Source organism: Maricaulis sp. (assembly GCF_030149235.1).
Lineage (GTDB): Bacteria > Pseudomonadota > Alphaproteobacteria > Caulobacterales > Maricaulaceae > Maricaulis.
In genome coordinates, this window is the sequence record NZ_JASBRW010000061.1 from 1 (window position 1) to 15,251 (window position 15,251).

General features: G+C 62.7%; 11 protein-coding genes. 6 read left to right on the plus strand and 5 right to left on the minus strand.

Features of this window, described 5'->3' with window-relative positions; translation table 11 throughout:
• Nucleotides 1–1,644, minus strand: a 1,644-nt coding sequence (ettA, locus tag Q1V51_RS09150) for an energy-dependent translational throttle protein EttA (RefSeq protein WP_300555581.1), incomplete at its 3' end; no start/stop codon positions are given.
• 157 nt (nt 1,645–1,801) lie between these two features.
• On the opposite strand from ettA, the gene Q1V51_RS09155 reads away from it, so the two are divergent.
• Nucleotides 1,802–4,054: a S9 family peptidase gene (locus tag Q1V51_RS09155; protein ID WP_300555583.1), complete on the plus strand. Its 2,253-nt coding sequence runs from the start codon at nt 1,802–1,804 to the stop codon at nt 4,052–4,054.
• Between the two features lie 78 nt (nt 4,055–4,132).
• Here Q1V51_RS09155 and Q1V51_RS09160 read toward each other — a convergent pair whose 3' ends face one another.
• The 4 genes from Q1V51_RS09160 to Q1V51_RS09175 form a co-directional block, all read right to left on the minus strand.
• Nucleotides 4,133–4,855, minus strand: a complete 723-nt coding sequence (locus Q1V51_RS09160; RefSeq protein ID WP_300555585.1) for a SprT family zinc-dependent metalloprotease — start codon at nt 4,853–4,855, stop codon at nt 4,133–4,135.
• The gene (locus tag Q1V51_RS09165) at nt 4,855–5,325 is read right to left on the minus strand and encodes a GAF domain-containing protein (RefSeq protein ID WP_300555587.1); all 471 of its coding nucleotides are present in this window, start codon (nt 5,323–5,325) and stop codon (nt 4,855–4,857) included. The genes Q1V51_RS09160 and Q1V51_RS09165 overlap by 1 nt, the downstream gene beginning before the upstream one ends.
• 66 nt (nt 5,326–5,391) lie before the next feature.
• Nucleotides 5,392–6,429 carry a hypothetical protein gene (locus Q1V51_RS09170; RefSeq protein WP_300555589.1) on the minus strand — a complete coding sequence of 346 codons (1,038 nt, stop codon included), beginning with the start codon at nt 6,427–6,429 and terminating at the stop codon, nt 5,392–5,394.
• Between the two features lie 153 nt (nt 6,430–6,582).
• Entirely contained in the window at nt 6,583–7,467 is an 885-nt protein-coding gene (locus Q1V51_RS09175; RefSeq protein WP_300555591.1) for a S1/P1 nuclease, read from the minus strand.
• A 258-nt stretch (nt 7,468–7,725) separates the two neighbouring features.
• On the opposite strand from Q1V51_RS09175, the gene Q1V51_RS09180 reads away from it, so the two are divergent.
• Genes Q1V51_RS09180 through Q1V51_RS09200 form a run of 5 tightly spaced genes read left to right on the plus strand, consistent with a single transcriptional unit; the run spans nt 7,726 to nt 15,244 of the window.
• On the plus strand, nt 7,726–8,286 hold the full coding sequence (locus Q1V51_RS09180; protein ID WP_300555593.1) for a TetR/AcrR family transcriptional regulator: 561 nt from the start codon (nt 7,726–7,728) through the stop codon (nt 8,284–8,286).
• The gene (locus tag Q1V51_RS09185; protein WP_300555595.1) at nt 8,283–9,350 is read left to right on the plus strand and encodes an efflux RND transporter periplasmic adaptor subunit; all 1,068 of its coding nucleotides are present in this window, start codon (nt 8,283–8,285) and stop codon (nt 9,348–9,350) included. The genes Q1V51_RS09180 and Q1V51_RS09185 overlap by 4 nt, the downstream gene beginning before the upstream one ends.
• Nucleotides 9,351–9,361: 11 nt before the next feature.
• A complete protein-coding gene (locus tag Q1V51_RS09190) occupies nt 9,362–12,496 on the plus strand; it encodes an efflux RND transporter permease subunit (RefSeq protein WP_300555597.1) in 3,135 nt (1,044 codons plus the stop codon).
• Between the two features lie 31 nt (nt 12,497–12,527).
• On the plus strand, nt 12,528–13,676 hold the full coding sequence (locus Q1V51_RS09195) for an alpha-hydroxy acid oxidase (protein WP_300555599.1): 1,149 nt from the start codon (nt 12,528–12,530) through the stop codon (nt 13,674–13,676).
• Between the two features lie 17 nt (nt 13,677–13,693).
• On the plus strand, nt 13,694–15,244 hold the full coding sequence (locus tag Q1V51_RS09200; protein WP_300555600.1) for an acetolactate synthase large subunit: 1,551 nt from the start codon (nt 13,694–13,696) through the stop codon (nt 15,242–15,244).
• The last annotated feature ends 7 nt before the right edge of the window (nt 15,245–15,251 follow it).

A 15,251-nucleotide genomic window follows, 5' to 3' on the forward strand; every position in this document is an offset into this window, starting at 1 on the left:
GATGCGCTTGGGCATGTCCGCATCCGGGCCCAGGCGGCGTTTCTTGTCTTCGATATAGTCTTCGAAATTGCCCTCGAACCATTCCACATGGCTGTCGCCTTCAAAGGCGAGGATGTGGGTGGCGAGGCGGTCGAGGAAGAAACGGTCGTGCGAGATGACCACGGCGCAGCCCGGGTAATTCTCCAGCGCCTGCTCCAGCGCCGCCAGCGTCTCGACGTCGAGGTCGTTGGTCGGTTCATCGAGCAGGAGAAGGTTGCCACCGGTTTGCAGCATCTTGGCGAGGTGGACGCGGTTGCGCTCACCACCGGAAAGCAGGCCGACTTTCTTCTGCTGGTCGCCGCCCTTGAAGTTGAAGGTACCGACATAGGCGCGCGACGGGACTTCCTTGCCGCCCAGCTCGATCATGTCATTGCCGCCGGAAATCTCTTCCCAGACGGTCTTGTTCGGGTCGAGATGGTCACGCGACTGGTCGACATAGCCCAGCTTGACGGTCTCACCGACACGGATCGAACCTTCGTCCGGGTTTTCCTGACCGGTGATCATCTTGAACAGGGTGGACTTACCGGCCCCGTTCGGACCGATGACCCCGACAATGCCACCCGGCGGCAGTTTGAAGGACAGGCCGTCAACGAGGAGCTTGTCCTCGAAACCCTTTTTGAGGTTCTCCACCTCGACCACGACACCGCCCAGGCGCGGGCCCGGCGGGATGGTGATCTGCGCCGTTGAGATTTCTTGGCGCTCGGCCGCGTCGCGCATTTCCTCATAGGATTTGATACGCGCCTTGGACTTGGCCTGACGGGCTTTCGGCGAGGAACGGATCCATTCCAGTTCGCGGGCCAGAGCCTTCTGCTTGGAACCGGCTTCGCGGCTTTCCTGCTCCAGACGCTTGGCCTTCTGCTCCAGCCAGGCGGAGTAATTGCCCTGGTAAGGCACGCCGCGGCCGCGATCGAGCTCGAGCGTCCAGGTGGTGATGCTGTCGAGGAAGTAACGGTCGTGGGTAACGACCAGGACGGCGCCCTTGAACTCTTCCAGATAGTGCTGCAGCCACTGCACGCTTTCAGCGTCGAGGTGGTTGGTCGGTTCGTCGAGCAGCAGCATGTGCGGCTCGGACAGCAGCAGGCGGCACAGCGCCACGCGGCGGCGTTCACCACCGGAGAGATCGGTCACAGCCCAATCCGACGGGGGGCAGCGCAGCGCGTCCATGGCCATTTCGATCTTGCTGTCGATGTCCCAGGCGTCAGACGCGTCGATCTTTTCCTGCAGCTCGGTCATCTCGGCCATGAGCTCGTCGGAATAGTCTTCGGCCAGCTTGATGGAGACGGCGTTGAAATCGTCGACAAGCTTCTTCAGCTCGGAGCCTTCAATGACGTTTTCCCACACCGTCTTGCTCTCATCGAGTTGCGGTTCCTGCGGCAGATAGCCGACCTTGACGCCCTTTTCCGCCCAGGCCTCACCGGTGAAGTCGGTGTCCATACCGGCCATGATCTTCAGCAGGGTCGACTTACCCGCACCGTTGACGCCAACCACGCCGATCTTGGCGTCGGGCAGGAAATGCAGGGAAATGTCCTGGAAGACCGGTTTGGAAGCACCCGGATAGGTCTTGGACAGCTTGTCCATATGGTAGACGTATTGATAGGCGGACATGGCGTCGAATCTCTTTGCGTAGCGGGGGAATGCGAAAGGTCGCTCCGTTTAGCGGAGCGCGGGCGCAAGAGCAATGCCCTGAGGCGTGCAGCGATCATGCTTTGCGTCGGCTGGTGATACCATTAAGTTCTCCGCCAGACATTCCTGGGGAGATCATATGTCCATCCGTATCGCCGCAGCCGTGCTTACGGCCGGCCTCGCTCTGACCGCCTGCCAGACTGAAACCACGACACCGGAACCGGCTTCGGAGCCGGCCCTGTCGATCGAGCGCGCCTTCGCCAGCCCGTCCCTGACCGGACCGAGCCCGCGGGCCCTCACCTTCTCGCCGGACGGGTCGCGCGTGACCTTCCTGCGCGCCAAGGAAGATGATCGCACCGTACTGGATCTGTGGGCGATGGATGCGGACGGCGGCGAGCCCTACATGCTGGTCGACAGCCGAGTTCTGGCGCCGGAAGAGCGGGAACTGACCGAGGCGGAACGGCAATTGCGCGAGCGGGCCCGGATCTCCTCCAGCGGCATTGTCCGCTACCAGTGGGACAGTCAGGGCGAGGCCATCCTGGTGCCGATCGATGGCGATGTCTTCTATGTCGACGTGGAAAGCGGTGACGCCACCCGCGTGATGGAGACCGAGGCGTTTGAAACCGACGCCCGGATTTCTCCGGCCGGTAATTATGTCTCCTTCATTCGCGACCAGAATCTGTACATCACCAATCTGGCGACCGGGGAAGAGCAGGCGCTGACCACGACCGGAGGCGGTCTGGTGTCCTGGGGCATGGCGGAGTTCGTCGCGCAGGAAGAGCTCTCCCGTCGGACCGGCTATTGGTGGTCTCCGGACGAGCGCTACATCGCTATCGCCCGTGTCGATGAGAGCCCGGTTGATAATATCGAGCGCCTTGAAATCGGCGCTGACGGTTCGGCAAATGTCGTCGACCAGCGCTATCCTCGTGCCGGTCGCAATAATGCCCGCGTTGAACTCTTCATGCTGAACCTGGAAACCGGCAGCCGCCGCCAGGTCTATCTGGCCGATACGGACGAGAACTACCTCGCCCGCGTCAACTGGGCCGCGGACAGCTCGGCAGCATACGTCCAGGTGCTCAACCGACCGCAGGACGCGCTCACCATTCGTGCCGTCGCCCCCCAAACCGGTACGGCCGAGGACTGGTATACAGAGAGCACCGATGTCTGGATCAATATCAGCGATGACTTCCGTGCTCTGGCCGATGGCAGCGTCATCCTGACAACCGAGGACACGCCCGGCGGTTTCCGCCACATCCGTCACCTGGCCGCCGATGGCAGCGTCATTAATGAGGTGACGTCGGGCGAATGGGTCGTGAATAATCTCAACGCCATCGATCAGGATAATGGCCTGGTCTATTTCACCGGCTGGATGGAGACCCCGCTTGAGCGCCATCTCTATGTCGTGCCGATCGATGGGTCCGCCGCTCCGACGCAAATCACCACCGGCGAAGGCCGCTGGTCGGGCACTTTCAATTCCACCACGACCGCCTTTATCGGCAGCTATCAGAACCCGGTGACGCCGCCGCAGACCGGCCTCTATGACATTGAGGGCAATCACCTCAACTGGATCGAGGAAAATGCGCTCGTTGAGGGCCATCCCTATTTCGAGTTCGCCGAGGATCATATCGCGCCGCAATACGGCACGCTGACCGTGGCAGATGGCACCGAGCTGCACTACTATCTGTATCTTCCAGCCGACTTCGATCCAACCAAGACCTACCCGGCCGTGCAGTACGTCTATGGCGGGCCGCATGCCCAGGTCGTCCATCGCGGCTGGCAAGGCACACGGGCGCAGCTGTTTGCCCAGCGCGGCTATGTCTATTTCGCCATCGATAATCGCGGTGCCTATAATCGCGGCCGCGACTTCGAGGCCCATCTGGATCGCCGTATGGGCCAGGCCGAGGTCGAGGACCAATTGCTCGGCCTCGGTTTCCTCAAGAGCCTCGACTATGTCGACGCCGACCGCGTTGGCCTGTGGGGCTGGTCCTATGGTGGCTATATGACCATCATGACGACGCTGCAGGCTCCCGGTGAGTTCGCCGCCGGCGTCGCCGGTGCACCGGTGACCGATTGGGCGCTTTACGACACCGCCTATACCGAGCGCTACATGGACACGCCGCAGGACAATCCGGAAGGCTATGAACAAGGCTCCGCCTTTGCCCATCTCGACAATTACGAGACGCCGCTCTTCCTGATCCACGGCATGGCCGACGACAATGTCATCTTCGCCAACTCCGTGCGGCTCTATGCTGAAATGCAGGAACGTCGCTACCAGTTCGAGATGATGACCTATCCGGGTCAGCGCCACGGCGTGCGCGGCGAAGCCCGGCAGGTGCATATGTGGACGGATATCTTCGAATATTTCGACCGCCACCTGAAAGACGAGGGGTGAACATTACTTCAGCCCAGTTCGATCAAGGCCGGCCCCGACGGGGCCGGCCTTGTTCTTTAGCGCTGAAATCAAAACCGGTCAGAAGTAGACATGGCTGTTGGACTTGGCCCGCATATAGTCCCGCCGGAGCTTCCAGTCCGGGCAGATCGCCTCGACCGTCTGCCAGAATTCCCTCGAGTGATTGGGATGCACGAGATGCGCTGCCTCATGGGCACAGACATAGTCGATCACCTCGACGGGAAACCCCATCAGCCGCCAGTTGAGCCGGATGGTCCCGTCCGAAGCGCAGGACCCCCAGCGCGATTTCTGTTCGCGAATGACGACCTTGCGCAAGCGCCGGCCCAGCGCATCGGCAAAGGCCTGCGTTTTGGGGGCCATCAGCGCCTCACCCTCACGCTTGTAGAGGCGCACCAGCCCATTGCGGATCGTGGTCCGGCGCAGATCCCCGCTCAGTTGCGGGTCGATGCTGACGCGGATTATGTCCTCTTCCAGCGCGGTTCTGGTGCGCACACCGCGCGCTTCGACCACCAGTTGACGCCTGTCCCCGAGCCAGGGCAGGTCCTCACCACTCTCGAAACTCAGTTCGGGGGCTTTCGGGCGAGCCGCCCATTTGTCCAGCTTGGACAAGATCCAGCCCGACTTGGCTTCCAGCGCGCGCTCGATCTCGCGACCGGACACGAATTGAGGTGCGGTGATCCGCAAGCCGTCTTCATTGATGGCAAAGCCGATCGTGCGCCGGCGCGAGCACTTCAGCGCATAGCTGACGGCGCGGCCGTCGAGAATGACCTCGTGCTGCTCCACTAAGCCGTCAAAAGTTCCGCGCAGATCGCTTCCAGCCCGGCCTTGTCCTGCGCGTCGAAGGCGCCGAACTTGGTCGAGTCGATATCGAGCACAGCGGCCAGCTGGCCGTCGCGCCCCTTGACCGGCACGACAATCTCGGAAATGGAGCGGCTGTCGCAGGCGATATGGCCGGGGAAGGCGTGCACGTCTTCTACCAGCTGGGTCTCGCCGGTTTCCGCTGCAGCGCCGCAGACGCCCTTGCCGAAGGGAATGCGCAGACAGCCCATCGTGCCCTGATAGGGCCCCACGACCAGCTCGCGCGGCTTGGCCGGGTCAACAATATAGAAACCGGTCCAGAAGAAACGCTCACCAAACATTTCCCGCAACAGGCAGGCGGCCGTGGCATAGCGGGCGGTTTCGCTGGTCTCACCGGTCACCACAGAACGGATCTGTTTGCGGACCTCTTCATACTGTTCGGCTTTACTCGGCATGGGGCTTCCACTGGCTGGAGATTGCGGAGCCAAGGTGGCGTTTCGCGGACGGGTTTCAAGCCCCGATCACAGCCGCGGCGACACCCCCAGCTCGCGTGCGATCATGGTCTCGAGCGCGGCCTCGGGCTTTTCCGGATCGGAATGATCGCCACCACTGCCGCCATCACCCTTGCGCTCTTCTTCCTCGATCTTGGTCTGGATCATGCGGATTCTCGCATCGACGAGACCATAAATCTCTTCAGGAATGCGGGTAGAGACATTAATGCCAAGCTCATCGGCCCTTTCCGGCGAGATCGACTCGGAATGCGAGAGCTGGCCGGAGGTGAGATAATTGGCGAGGCGGTTGGGATCATCGCCGGGCAGTTTATGCGCCTGGTTGATGATCTGACGGGCCACCTTGGCAGCGTACTTGTCGTATTTCTTGGCTTCGTGGGCGAGCATGACGAGGACATCCTGCGTCGCCTCGACCCCCTTGCGCTCGATCAGATCTTCATAGGCCTCGGACGGAAAACCGCCATAAATGGTGTCAATCGGGCCGAGCGCGGCGGTCGCATCCATGGTGATACGGTCCGCGGACAAGGCGATCATGGTTCCGCCGGACATGGCCACATAGGGCACATAAGCGATCACCATCGGATCGCTCTTGGGATTGTGCCGCTTGGCCTTTTTCAGATGCTGTTTCAGGGCCAACGCAATCATATGGGCCGGGCGCGCATAGCCTCCCAGCGTATGCAGCACAACGAGGATGCGGGTCCGCGGTGTGGCGCCGCGAATGGCAGCCACCGCCTCGAAAGCCTCGTCGAAAGTGATTTGCTGTTCAGCCTTGTCGCGGCCGACGAAATCGTCGCCGAGATCATGGATCAGGTCGATGATAACGGTGTTGCCGTTATTCTTCTTCTCCAGCTTCTCGCGGAAACTCTGATAGGCCTCCTGGGCCTTTGCGTATTTGGCAAAACGCTTGGAGCGAAGGGTTTCAATTGTCTTCTTGTCGGCCTGGGCCAACTTGCGCTCGCGCCAGATCGAGAAGATCGCCCATGCCAAAAGGCTCGCGGACAGCACAACTGCCCCGAGCTCAATGGCAAAGTTTTGCACGAACTCGCTCACGCCAACCCCTTCTTGCGCATGGCCTATATAGCGGCCCCGCCGGGGGATGTTAACCAAAACTCAAGGCTGTCCACAAGCCAAAGCAGGGCCTGTGCGAGCGCAAACCGGAAGACGTGGCCCTGATGTTACAATCAAGCCACGGCAGCCACTGCGTCAGTCCAGCGCCGGACCAGCCACGCTTCCGCCTTCGGCCGGTGCCGTCAGCGTGTTGAGCACGCCCGCCAGACGCACCGCAGCCAACTGCAGGCGCTGGCGGCTGATGCGCAAGCCCCGCTCGTAATAGGCATCGCCCGGCTCGATCATGTTGTCCTCGGTGGCCCAGAGATAACCAAAATCACGCGACCGTACGATGTCATGGCTCTCTTGCGCCCAGGCGATCGGGTCGACCGCAGTGTAGACCGTCGAGTGAGCGAGCGGGATATCAGCCGCAAGCTCTTCCATGAAATAGCGCCAGCGTTCGCGCTCCGGGACCCAGGGCCAGGTCTCGCTCATATAGTCGAGGATGATCTCGCTATCCCATACACGGTGCAGATTGGTGTGACGCTCGCCGCGCCAGAGAACCGGGATGTCATTACCGCCACGATTGCCCTCGATGGACACGTGCAGCGGCTGGTGGATGTCGCCGATCCAGTGGGCCAGGAATTTCAGCCCCTGCAGGCGGGTTTCCGCGTCATTGGAGCGATTGGCGAATTGCTCGGCATGCATGTTGATGGCGCTGATAATGCAGCCATCCTCGGCACAATCGCCCTCATCGATCGTCCGGTCATCGCGCGGCTGGTTGGTGTAATGCCAAGGCGCGCTCTCGCGGATAATGGTGCCGCGGACAATATCGGCCCAGGAACAGCTTTCCGGAAAGGTCTCATAGATCCGGTCCGCGGCCATCAAACGGTCCACCTCGGCCCGGGCCGCCTCGGTCATCAGGCTGTAGGCCAGCTCGCAGACGATCCGATGCCCGTCACGGCCATAGGCCTCTGCCGGAGAGGAATGAAGACCGGCGGCCGCCAGGCCAGCCAGCACGACCATGCGCCATACACTCATGAGGATCGCCCTTGATCTCGCGCTCCGATGAGGAGCGCCCCGGGCAAGTCTCTATGCCAAGCGAGCCAAGGCCTCTACGGCTCAAAGCGCGCATTTCCAATGATTAAAACCATGGATTTAATAACTTAGCGGGTCAGAGCTTCCCGTACGGGATTCCGGTTCTCAAAGTTTTCTTGAAAAACATCAACTGTACCGTCTGGACGGTATTGACTGTACCGTCTGGACGGTTTATGTGCAGCGCAACAACGGAGTTCCTGCATGCCTGACACCCAATCCTCCAAGCCCAATACCCGAGAGGCCATTCTCGACGCCGCCGAAGCTGTCGTGACCGAAGAAGGTGCGGGCCGTCTGACGATTGACGCGGTTGTGGCGCGTAGCGGCTTCTCCAAGGGCGGCGTGCTCTACCACTTCCCCTCCAAGATCGCCTTGCTCGAGGGCATGGTTGCCCGCCTGATGGGCGCCATCGAACACGACCTCGAGGCCGCTGAAACGGCTGCCCGGAAAGCTGGCGAGCCTGTCGCTTCGCATTGGCTGCGCGTCATCGCCGACAAGCGGCATCTGGAAAGCGACTTGCCGGTCGCCCTGCTCGCAGCCAGCGCCGAACAGCCGCACCTTCTTGACCCGGCCCGGGCGCTCAATCAGCGCCTCTGGGAACGTATTCGCGAAGCCTCTAATGATCCGATCCAGGCCCTGATCCTGCTCCTCGTGATCGACGGGTTGAGCTTTAATGACCTGATCAAATTCAAGCAGTTTACAGATGCAGACCGGGCAGCCGTGAAGGCCCGGCTCATCGCCATGTCCGAGGACTTGTTCCAATGATCCGCAACGCCCTGCCCCTCGCCGCCCTCGTCGCCCTGACCCTGGCCGCCTGCAGCCCCGACGCCGTCGACAGCGCGGCGCCGCCACGCCTCGTACAGGTCGAAACCGTGGAAGATCGCGGCCCGCAGACCCAGCACGAATTCGTCGGCCGCGTCGAAGCGGTCCGCACGGTCGACATCGCCTTCCAGGTTGGTGGCCAGCTGGCCAACCTGCCAGTCACAGACGGCCTCGACATTACGACGGGCACGCTGATCGCCGAGCTCGACCTGGCCGATTTCCTGCGCGCCGAGCGCCAGGCCAGTGTGCAGCTGGACCAGGCCCGGACCGATTACGAGCGCCAGCAGACCCTGTTTGACCGCGGTATCAGTTCGGCCGCCGCGCGCGATGCGGCAGAAACCCAGTACGACCTGGCAGTCGTTGCGCTCGAAAACGCCCAACGCAATCTGCAATACGCCCGCCTGGAAGCGCCTTTCGACGGCATCGTCTCACGCCGGCTGGTCGACAACTACACCATCGTCGCCCCGGGTCAGCCGGTGGCCCGGTTGCAGGACGTCAGCGAACTGCGGGTCTCCATCCCGGTAACCGAGGACATGGTGGCCACTTTTGATGCGGAAGATCTGGTGCGGATCGAAGCCGGCTTTTCCTTCCTGCCCGGCCAGCGCTTTGCCCTCGAGCCGCGCGAACTGGTGTCCGAACCGGATGCGGCCTCGCAGACCTATCGCGCCATCCTTGCCCTGCCGAGCGATATCCAAGCCAATATCCTGCCGGGTATGACCGCGACCGTCTGGTCGGAATTCCGCGCCCCGACGCGCGGTGCCGCCACGATCCGCATCCCGGTCAGCGCCGTGGCTTATAACGCCGACAGCGAACCGCTCGTCTACGTCTTCGACGCCGAAACGGGCCGGGTCGTTCAACGCGCGATCGAAACCGGTGCCATTGAAGGTGATGATGTCGCCGTGACCGCGGGCCTGAGCAGCGGCGAACAGATCGTTACCGCCGGGGTCTACGCTCTTTATGACGGCATGGCCGTCCGCCCGCTGATCGACGGCGCCATCACAGGCTAGGACCAAACGCCATGCAAAGCGCGAACTCGGCCGCCCTCTCCCTGGCCCGGATCTCGATCGAGAAACCGGTCCTGACCTGGATCATCATCCTGTTCTGCCTGCTGGGTGGTCTGCACGGCTTCAACAATGTCGGCCGTCTGGAAGATCCGGCTTTCACCATCAAGGAAGCCATCATCTTCACGCCCTATCCCGGCGCAACGGCGCTGGAGGTGGAGGAAGAGGTCACAGAGCGACTGGAAATCGCTTTGCAGCAACTGGCCGAGGTGCGCGAGATCCGCTCGGAGAGCTCGCCCGGCATGTCGGAAATCCATGTCGTTATCGAAGATACATTCGATGGCAATGAGCTGCCAGACATCTGGACCAAGGTCCGCGCCCAGGTCCGCGATACCGTGCCCAGCCTGCCGCCGGGGTCAGGCAACCCCGTCGTCTTTGATGATTTCGGTGACACCTATGGCCTGTTCTACGCCATCACCGCAGAGGGCTATTCCAATGACCGCATCCGGGCCGTCGCGCGGACCCTGCGGCGCGAGCTCCTTGTCGTCGACGGCGTCGCCAAGGTCGCCGTAGAGGGTGAACCGGAAGAGCGCATCTATATCGAGATCGCGCAGGACGAGCTGTCCCGCATCGGGCTGTCCTATGAACAATTGCTGTCGGAACTGGGCCGGGAGAACACGGTCGTCTCCGCCGGCGCTTCCGCCATGGGCGACCGCTATGTTCGCCTCGACATTCCCCAGACGCTGAGCGGTGTCGATGCCATCGAGAACCTGCTCATCACACCGCGCAATGCCGGTGAAACCCTGCGCCTGTCAGACATCGCCACCGTCTGGCGCACCGAGGTCGAACGCCCGGACCGGATCGTCTACCATAACAACACCCACGCCTTCACCATCGGCATTGCCGGGCAGGCGACCGCCAATATCGTCGATGTCGGCCGCGCCGTAGAGGCGCGCCTGGCCGAAATCGAGGCAGACCTGCCTTTGGGCATAGAGCTGCACCCGATCTACCAGCAGCACGTCGTCGTCGATCGTGCGATCAACGACTTCCTGGTCAATCTGGCGATGTCGGTCGCGATCGTGGTCAGCGTGCTTTGCCTGTTCATGGGCTGGCGGGCCGGTCTGACCGTTGGCTCGGTTCTTTTACTGACCGTCTCCGGCACCGTTTTCTTCATGAACATGTTCGGCATCGAGATGGAGCGCATCTCGCTCGGCGCGCTGATCATCGCCATGGGGATGCTGGTGGATAATGCCATCGTCGTCACCGAGGGGATGTTGACCGGCGTGATGCGCGGCCAGCGCCGACTCGATGCGGCCGAAAATGCGGTGAAGGCGACGCAATGGCCGCTCCTCGGCGCCACGGTGATCGGCATCATGGCCTTTGCCGGCATCGGACTATCGCCTGATGCGACGGGTGAATTCCTGTTCTCGCTGTTTGCGGTGATCGCCATTTCCCTGCTGTTGAGCTGGGTCCTGGCGGTAACCGTCGTGCCGCTGATCGGCTTTCATCTCTTCTCCGCCCAGCGCGAGAAGGCCGCCTCGGCCGAGCCGGACGAGCTGGACGAAGCCCAGGTTTATTCCGGCGGCCTGTTCCGGGCCTTCCGCGTCCTGCTGGAAGGGGCGCTGGCCCGGCGCTGGATGGTCATGCTCGGTCTGCTGGCGATTACCGTGCTGTGCTATGCCGGCTTTGGCCAGGTCCGCCAGTCCTTTTTCCCGGAAACCAATACACCGCTCTTCTACGTCAATCTGGAACACCCGGAAGGCACCGATATTCTCGATAATGAGGCCCATGCCGTGGCGATCGGGCGATTTGTCGGCGAACAGCCCGAGACGGCTCAGTTCGACACTTTCATCGGCGGCGGCGCGACGCGCTTCATGCTGACCTACGCCTCCGAACAACCGTCGACCTCCTATGCCCAGATCATCGTCAGGACCCGTTCGCTGGACGACATTCCGGAGCTCGGCGAGCGTATCCTGCAACATGTCCAGAATACCTATCCGGACATCACCATCCGCGTTGACCGCATCGTCTTCGGCCCGCCAGTCGGGGCAAAACTGGAAGCGCGCTTCTCCGGGCCCGACACGGCGATTCTGCGACGTCTGGCTGATGACGCCATGGCCGCGCTGCATAGCGAAGCCGATCTCGTCGACATCCGCACCGATTGGCGCAACCTCACCCCGGTCATCCGCCCGGTGATGATCGAGGAGCGGGCCCAGACGATTGGCGTGACGCGGGAAAACATCGCCAATGCTCTGGTTTTCGCCACCGAGGGTGCCCGGGTCGGCGTCTACCGTGAAGGTGAGGAATTGATCCCGATCATTGCCCGCGCACCGGCAAGCGAACGCGCCGACACGTCCGACCTGTCCAACCGGCTGGTCTGGAGCCCGGCTCAGAATGCCTATGTGCCGATCGCGCAGATCGTCTCGCGCTTCGATCTCGGCGCCGAGGAGGCGCTGATCCAGCGCCGCGACCGGGTCCGGACCATCGCCGTCCGGGCCAATCCCTACAAGCACGAGACCGCATCGGAAGGCTTTGCCCGCTTCCGTCCGGTCATCGAGGCGATCGACCTGCCTGATGGTTACACGATGGAATGGGGCGGCGAGTTTGAAAGCTCGGGAGACGCCAATGCGGCGCTGGGCAGCCAATTGCCCTTCACTATTGTGATCATGCTGACCATCTCCTTCATGCTGTTCGCCAAGGTGCGCCAGCCGCTGATCATCTGGGCTGTGGTGCCGATGGCTCTCAATGGTGTGGTGATTGGTCTCGTGGTGACCCAGATCGCCTTCAGCTTCACCGCCCTCCTGGGCTTGCTCTCCCTGTCCGGCATGTTGATCAAGAATGCCATCGTCCTTGTTGACGAGATTGATCTGCGCATCGCCCGAGGCAGTGACCCCTATGCTGCGATCCGTGACGGATCCGTGTCCAGGCTGCGCCCGGTGCTGCTGGCCGCGTCCACAACCGTGCTCGGCATGACCCCGCTCCTGTTCGACGCCTTCTTCCAGGGCATGGCGATTACCATTATCGGCGGTCTGACCTTTGCCACCGTGCTCACCCTGGTCGCGGTACCGGTGGTCTACGCCGTCTTCTTCGGCATTCGCCCGCACGCGGAAATCAAGGTGATTAAAAATATGTCCGAGGCCCCGGCGGCTTGACCGACGGCGCGGCGCGCGCAAGTTTCGCCGCATGTCCGCTCTCGACCACGTCAATAATATCGGCGATCTGCGCAGACTGGCCCGCAAGCGCCTGCCCCGCATGGTGTTCGACTATATCGATGGCGGCGCGGACGACGAAGTCACCCTGCAGGACAATCCTGGCCGTTTTGCCGACTACAAGCTTTTGTGGAAGGCGCTGGTCGATATTTCCGAAATCGACCTGAAGACCTCGGTGATGGGATCGGCGTGTGACGCCCCGGTGATCGTCACGCCGACAGCAGCCCAGCGCCTGTTCAGCCCGCGCGGCGGTGAAGCCGCCGTCGCCCGGGCCGCCGACAAGGCCGGGCTCATCTACGGCCTTTCAACCCTGGCCTCGACCTCGATCGAAGATATCGCCTCCATCACCGACGGACCGAAATGGTTCCAGGTTTATGTCTGGAAGGACCGCGACTTGGTCGAGGCGGCCCTGGAGCGCGCCCGGGCGGCTGGTTTTGCCGGTCTGATCCTGACCGTCGACGTCCCCGTGGCCGGCAACCGCGAACGCGATCATGTCAACGCCTTCACCATCCCGCCCAAGATCAATGCCACGACGGTGAGCCAGGTCCTGGCGCGCCCGGGTTATCTCTTCGACATGCTGACCACGCCGACCATCAGCCCGGCGAACTACACTGATCTTGATCCCCAGGGCGACGGCATCATCCAGTATCTCAATCGCCAGTTCGACCGTACGGTGACCTGGGAGGATGCGAAGTGGATGAAGGATGCCTGGGGCGGGCCTTTCGCGATCAAGGGCATTGCCCGCGCCGATGATGCGCGGCGCTGTGTCGATATCGGCGCCGATGCGGTGTGGATTTCCAATCATGGCGGGCGGCAGCTCGACACGGCACCGGCCACCATCGACACCCTGCCGGACATCGCCGCGGCCGTCGGCCATCAGATCGAGATCATCCTCGATGGCGGTATTCGGCGCGGCACTGATATCATCAAGGCGCTGGCGCTCGGCGCGCGTGCTGTCGCCGTCGGCCGGCCCTATCTCTATGGCCTCGGGGCCGCAGGCGAGGCCGGCGTCAGCAAGGCCCTGGACTTCCTGATCACCAGTCTGGAGCGGGACATGGCCCTGTGCGGCGCAACCCGCCTGAATGATCTGACGCCGGACCTTGTCCGCCGTCCGGCCCTCTAACCCCCGAAGGACCGAACATGTTTGCAGCCGAAAGCCTTGTGCGCACTCTGATCAATCAGGGCGTCGATACCTGTTTCACCAATCCGGGCACCTCGGAAATGCACATGGTGGCCGCGCTCGACCGGGTCGAGGGGATGAAGTCCGTGCTCTGCCTGTTCGAAGGGGTCGCTACGGGCGCGGCCGATGGCTACGCGCGCATGGCGGGCAAGCCGGCCTGTACCCTGCTGCATCTCGGCCCCGGCGCCGGCAATGGTCTGGCCAATCTGCACAATGCCCGCCGGGGCTATGCCCCCGTGGTCAATATCGTTGGCGATCACGCCCGGGCCCATCTCGAACTCGACGCGCCGCTGACCTCGGATATCGCGGGCGTTTGTGCGCCGATGTCACGCTGGGTCGGTACGGTGGAAACGCCGCAGGACATTTCCCGCATGGCCGTGGAAGCGGTCAAGCAGGCCTATGGGCCCGAGCGCGGTGTCGCGACGCTGATCCTGCCTGCCGATTGCGCCTGGTCCGACGCCGAGCCGCAGGTCATCGAGACCGTCGGCATGCCGGATCTGGACGCCGTGCCGCTGGCCCAGCTGGACAAGGTCATGAAGGCGCTGGAGGCCGCGTCCTCCCCGGTTATCCTGCTGGGCGGCACCGCCTGCCTGGACGCCGGGCTGGAAGCTGCAGGGCGCATTGCCGACGGCACCGGCGCCAAGCTCTTCATGGACACCTTCGTTCCGCGCATTGCCCGCGGTCATGGCCGGGTCGCACCGAAGCGCCTGAGCTATCTAGGATCTCAGGCCATGGAGGAACTCCAGGACGCCGACCTTCTCATCACCGTAGGCACCAAGGCTCCGGTCGGTTTCTTCGCCTACCCCGGCGAGCGCGGCACCTTCGCGCCGCCCAAAGCCGAGATCATCGCGCTCGGCGGGCCGCAGGACGAGGTCACGGAAGCCTTGATCATCCTCGCGGAAGCCATTGACACCCCGCCCAAGGCCAAAGTGCTGACGCGGGCCCAGGCGCCCAAGCTTATCCCCGACGCCGAGCTGAATCCGGGCTTTGTCGGCCTGTCACTGATGCGGCACATGCCGGAAGACTCCATTATCTGCGATGATTCAACCACCTCAGGCATGGGCGTCTTTCCCTGGACCCAAGCCGGCCCGCGCCACGACTGGCTGTGCCTCACGGGAGGCGCCATTGGATCCGGCATGCCCCAAGCGGTTGGCGCCGCGCTGGCCTGCCCGGACCGTCAGGTCTTCGCTCTATGCGGTGACGGGGCCGCCGCCTACACGCTGCAGGCGCTGTGGACCCAGGCGCGTGAAAAACAGAATGTGATCAACATCGTCTTCGCCAACCACTCCTATCTGGTGCTCAATTTCGAGCTCGCCCGGGTCGGCGCCGGCGAACCTGGTCCGGCGGCTGAGCGAATGCTCTCTCTCGACCACCCCAAGATGGACTGGGTCAAGCTGGCAGAAGGCTTTGGCGTAGCGGCGCAGCGCGCGCGGACAGCCGGCGAGTTCGATACAGCCCTGGTTAGCGCGCTCAAGGCCGGTGGACCGCAATTGATCGTGGCTGAAATCTAGCGCCTTG

Bases quoted from the DNA above. Each gene is read 5' to 3' on its own strand.
- Q1V51_RS09180 (WP_300555593.1), top strand. From the start codon at position 7,726: ATGCCTGACACCCAATCCTCCAAGCCCAATACCCGAGAGGCCATTCTC.
- Q1V51_RS09185 (WP_300555595.1), top strand. From the start codon at position 8,283: ATGATCCGCAACGCCCTGCCCCTCGCCGCCCTCGTCGCCCTGACCCTG.
- Q1V51_RS09200 (WP_300555600.1), top strand. From the start codon at position 13,694: ATGTTTGCAGCCGAAAGCCTTGTGCGCACTCTGATCAATCAGGGCGTC.
- Q1V51_RS09195 (WP_300555599.1), top strand. From the start codon at position 12,528: ATGTCCGCTCTCGACCACGTCAATAATATCGGCGATCTGCGCAGACTG.
- Q1V51_RS09155 (WP_300555583.1), top strand. From the start codon at position 1,802: ATGTCCATCCGTATCGCCGCAGCCGTGCTTACGGCCGGCCTCGCTCTG.
- Q1V51_RS09175 (WP_300555591.1), bottom strand. From the start codon at position 7,467: ATGAGTGTATGGCGCATGGTCGTGCTGGCTGGCCTGGCGGCCGCCGGT.
- Q1V51_RS09190 (WP_300555597.1), top strand. From the start codon at position 9,362: ATGCAAAGCGCGAACTCGGCCGCCCTCTCCCTGGCCCGGATCTCGATC.
- Q1V51_RS09165 (WP_300555587.1), bottom strand. From the start codon at position 5,325: ATGCCGAGTAAAGCCGAACAGTATGAAGAGGTCCGCAAACAGATCCGT.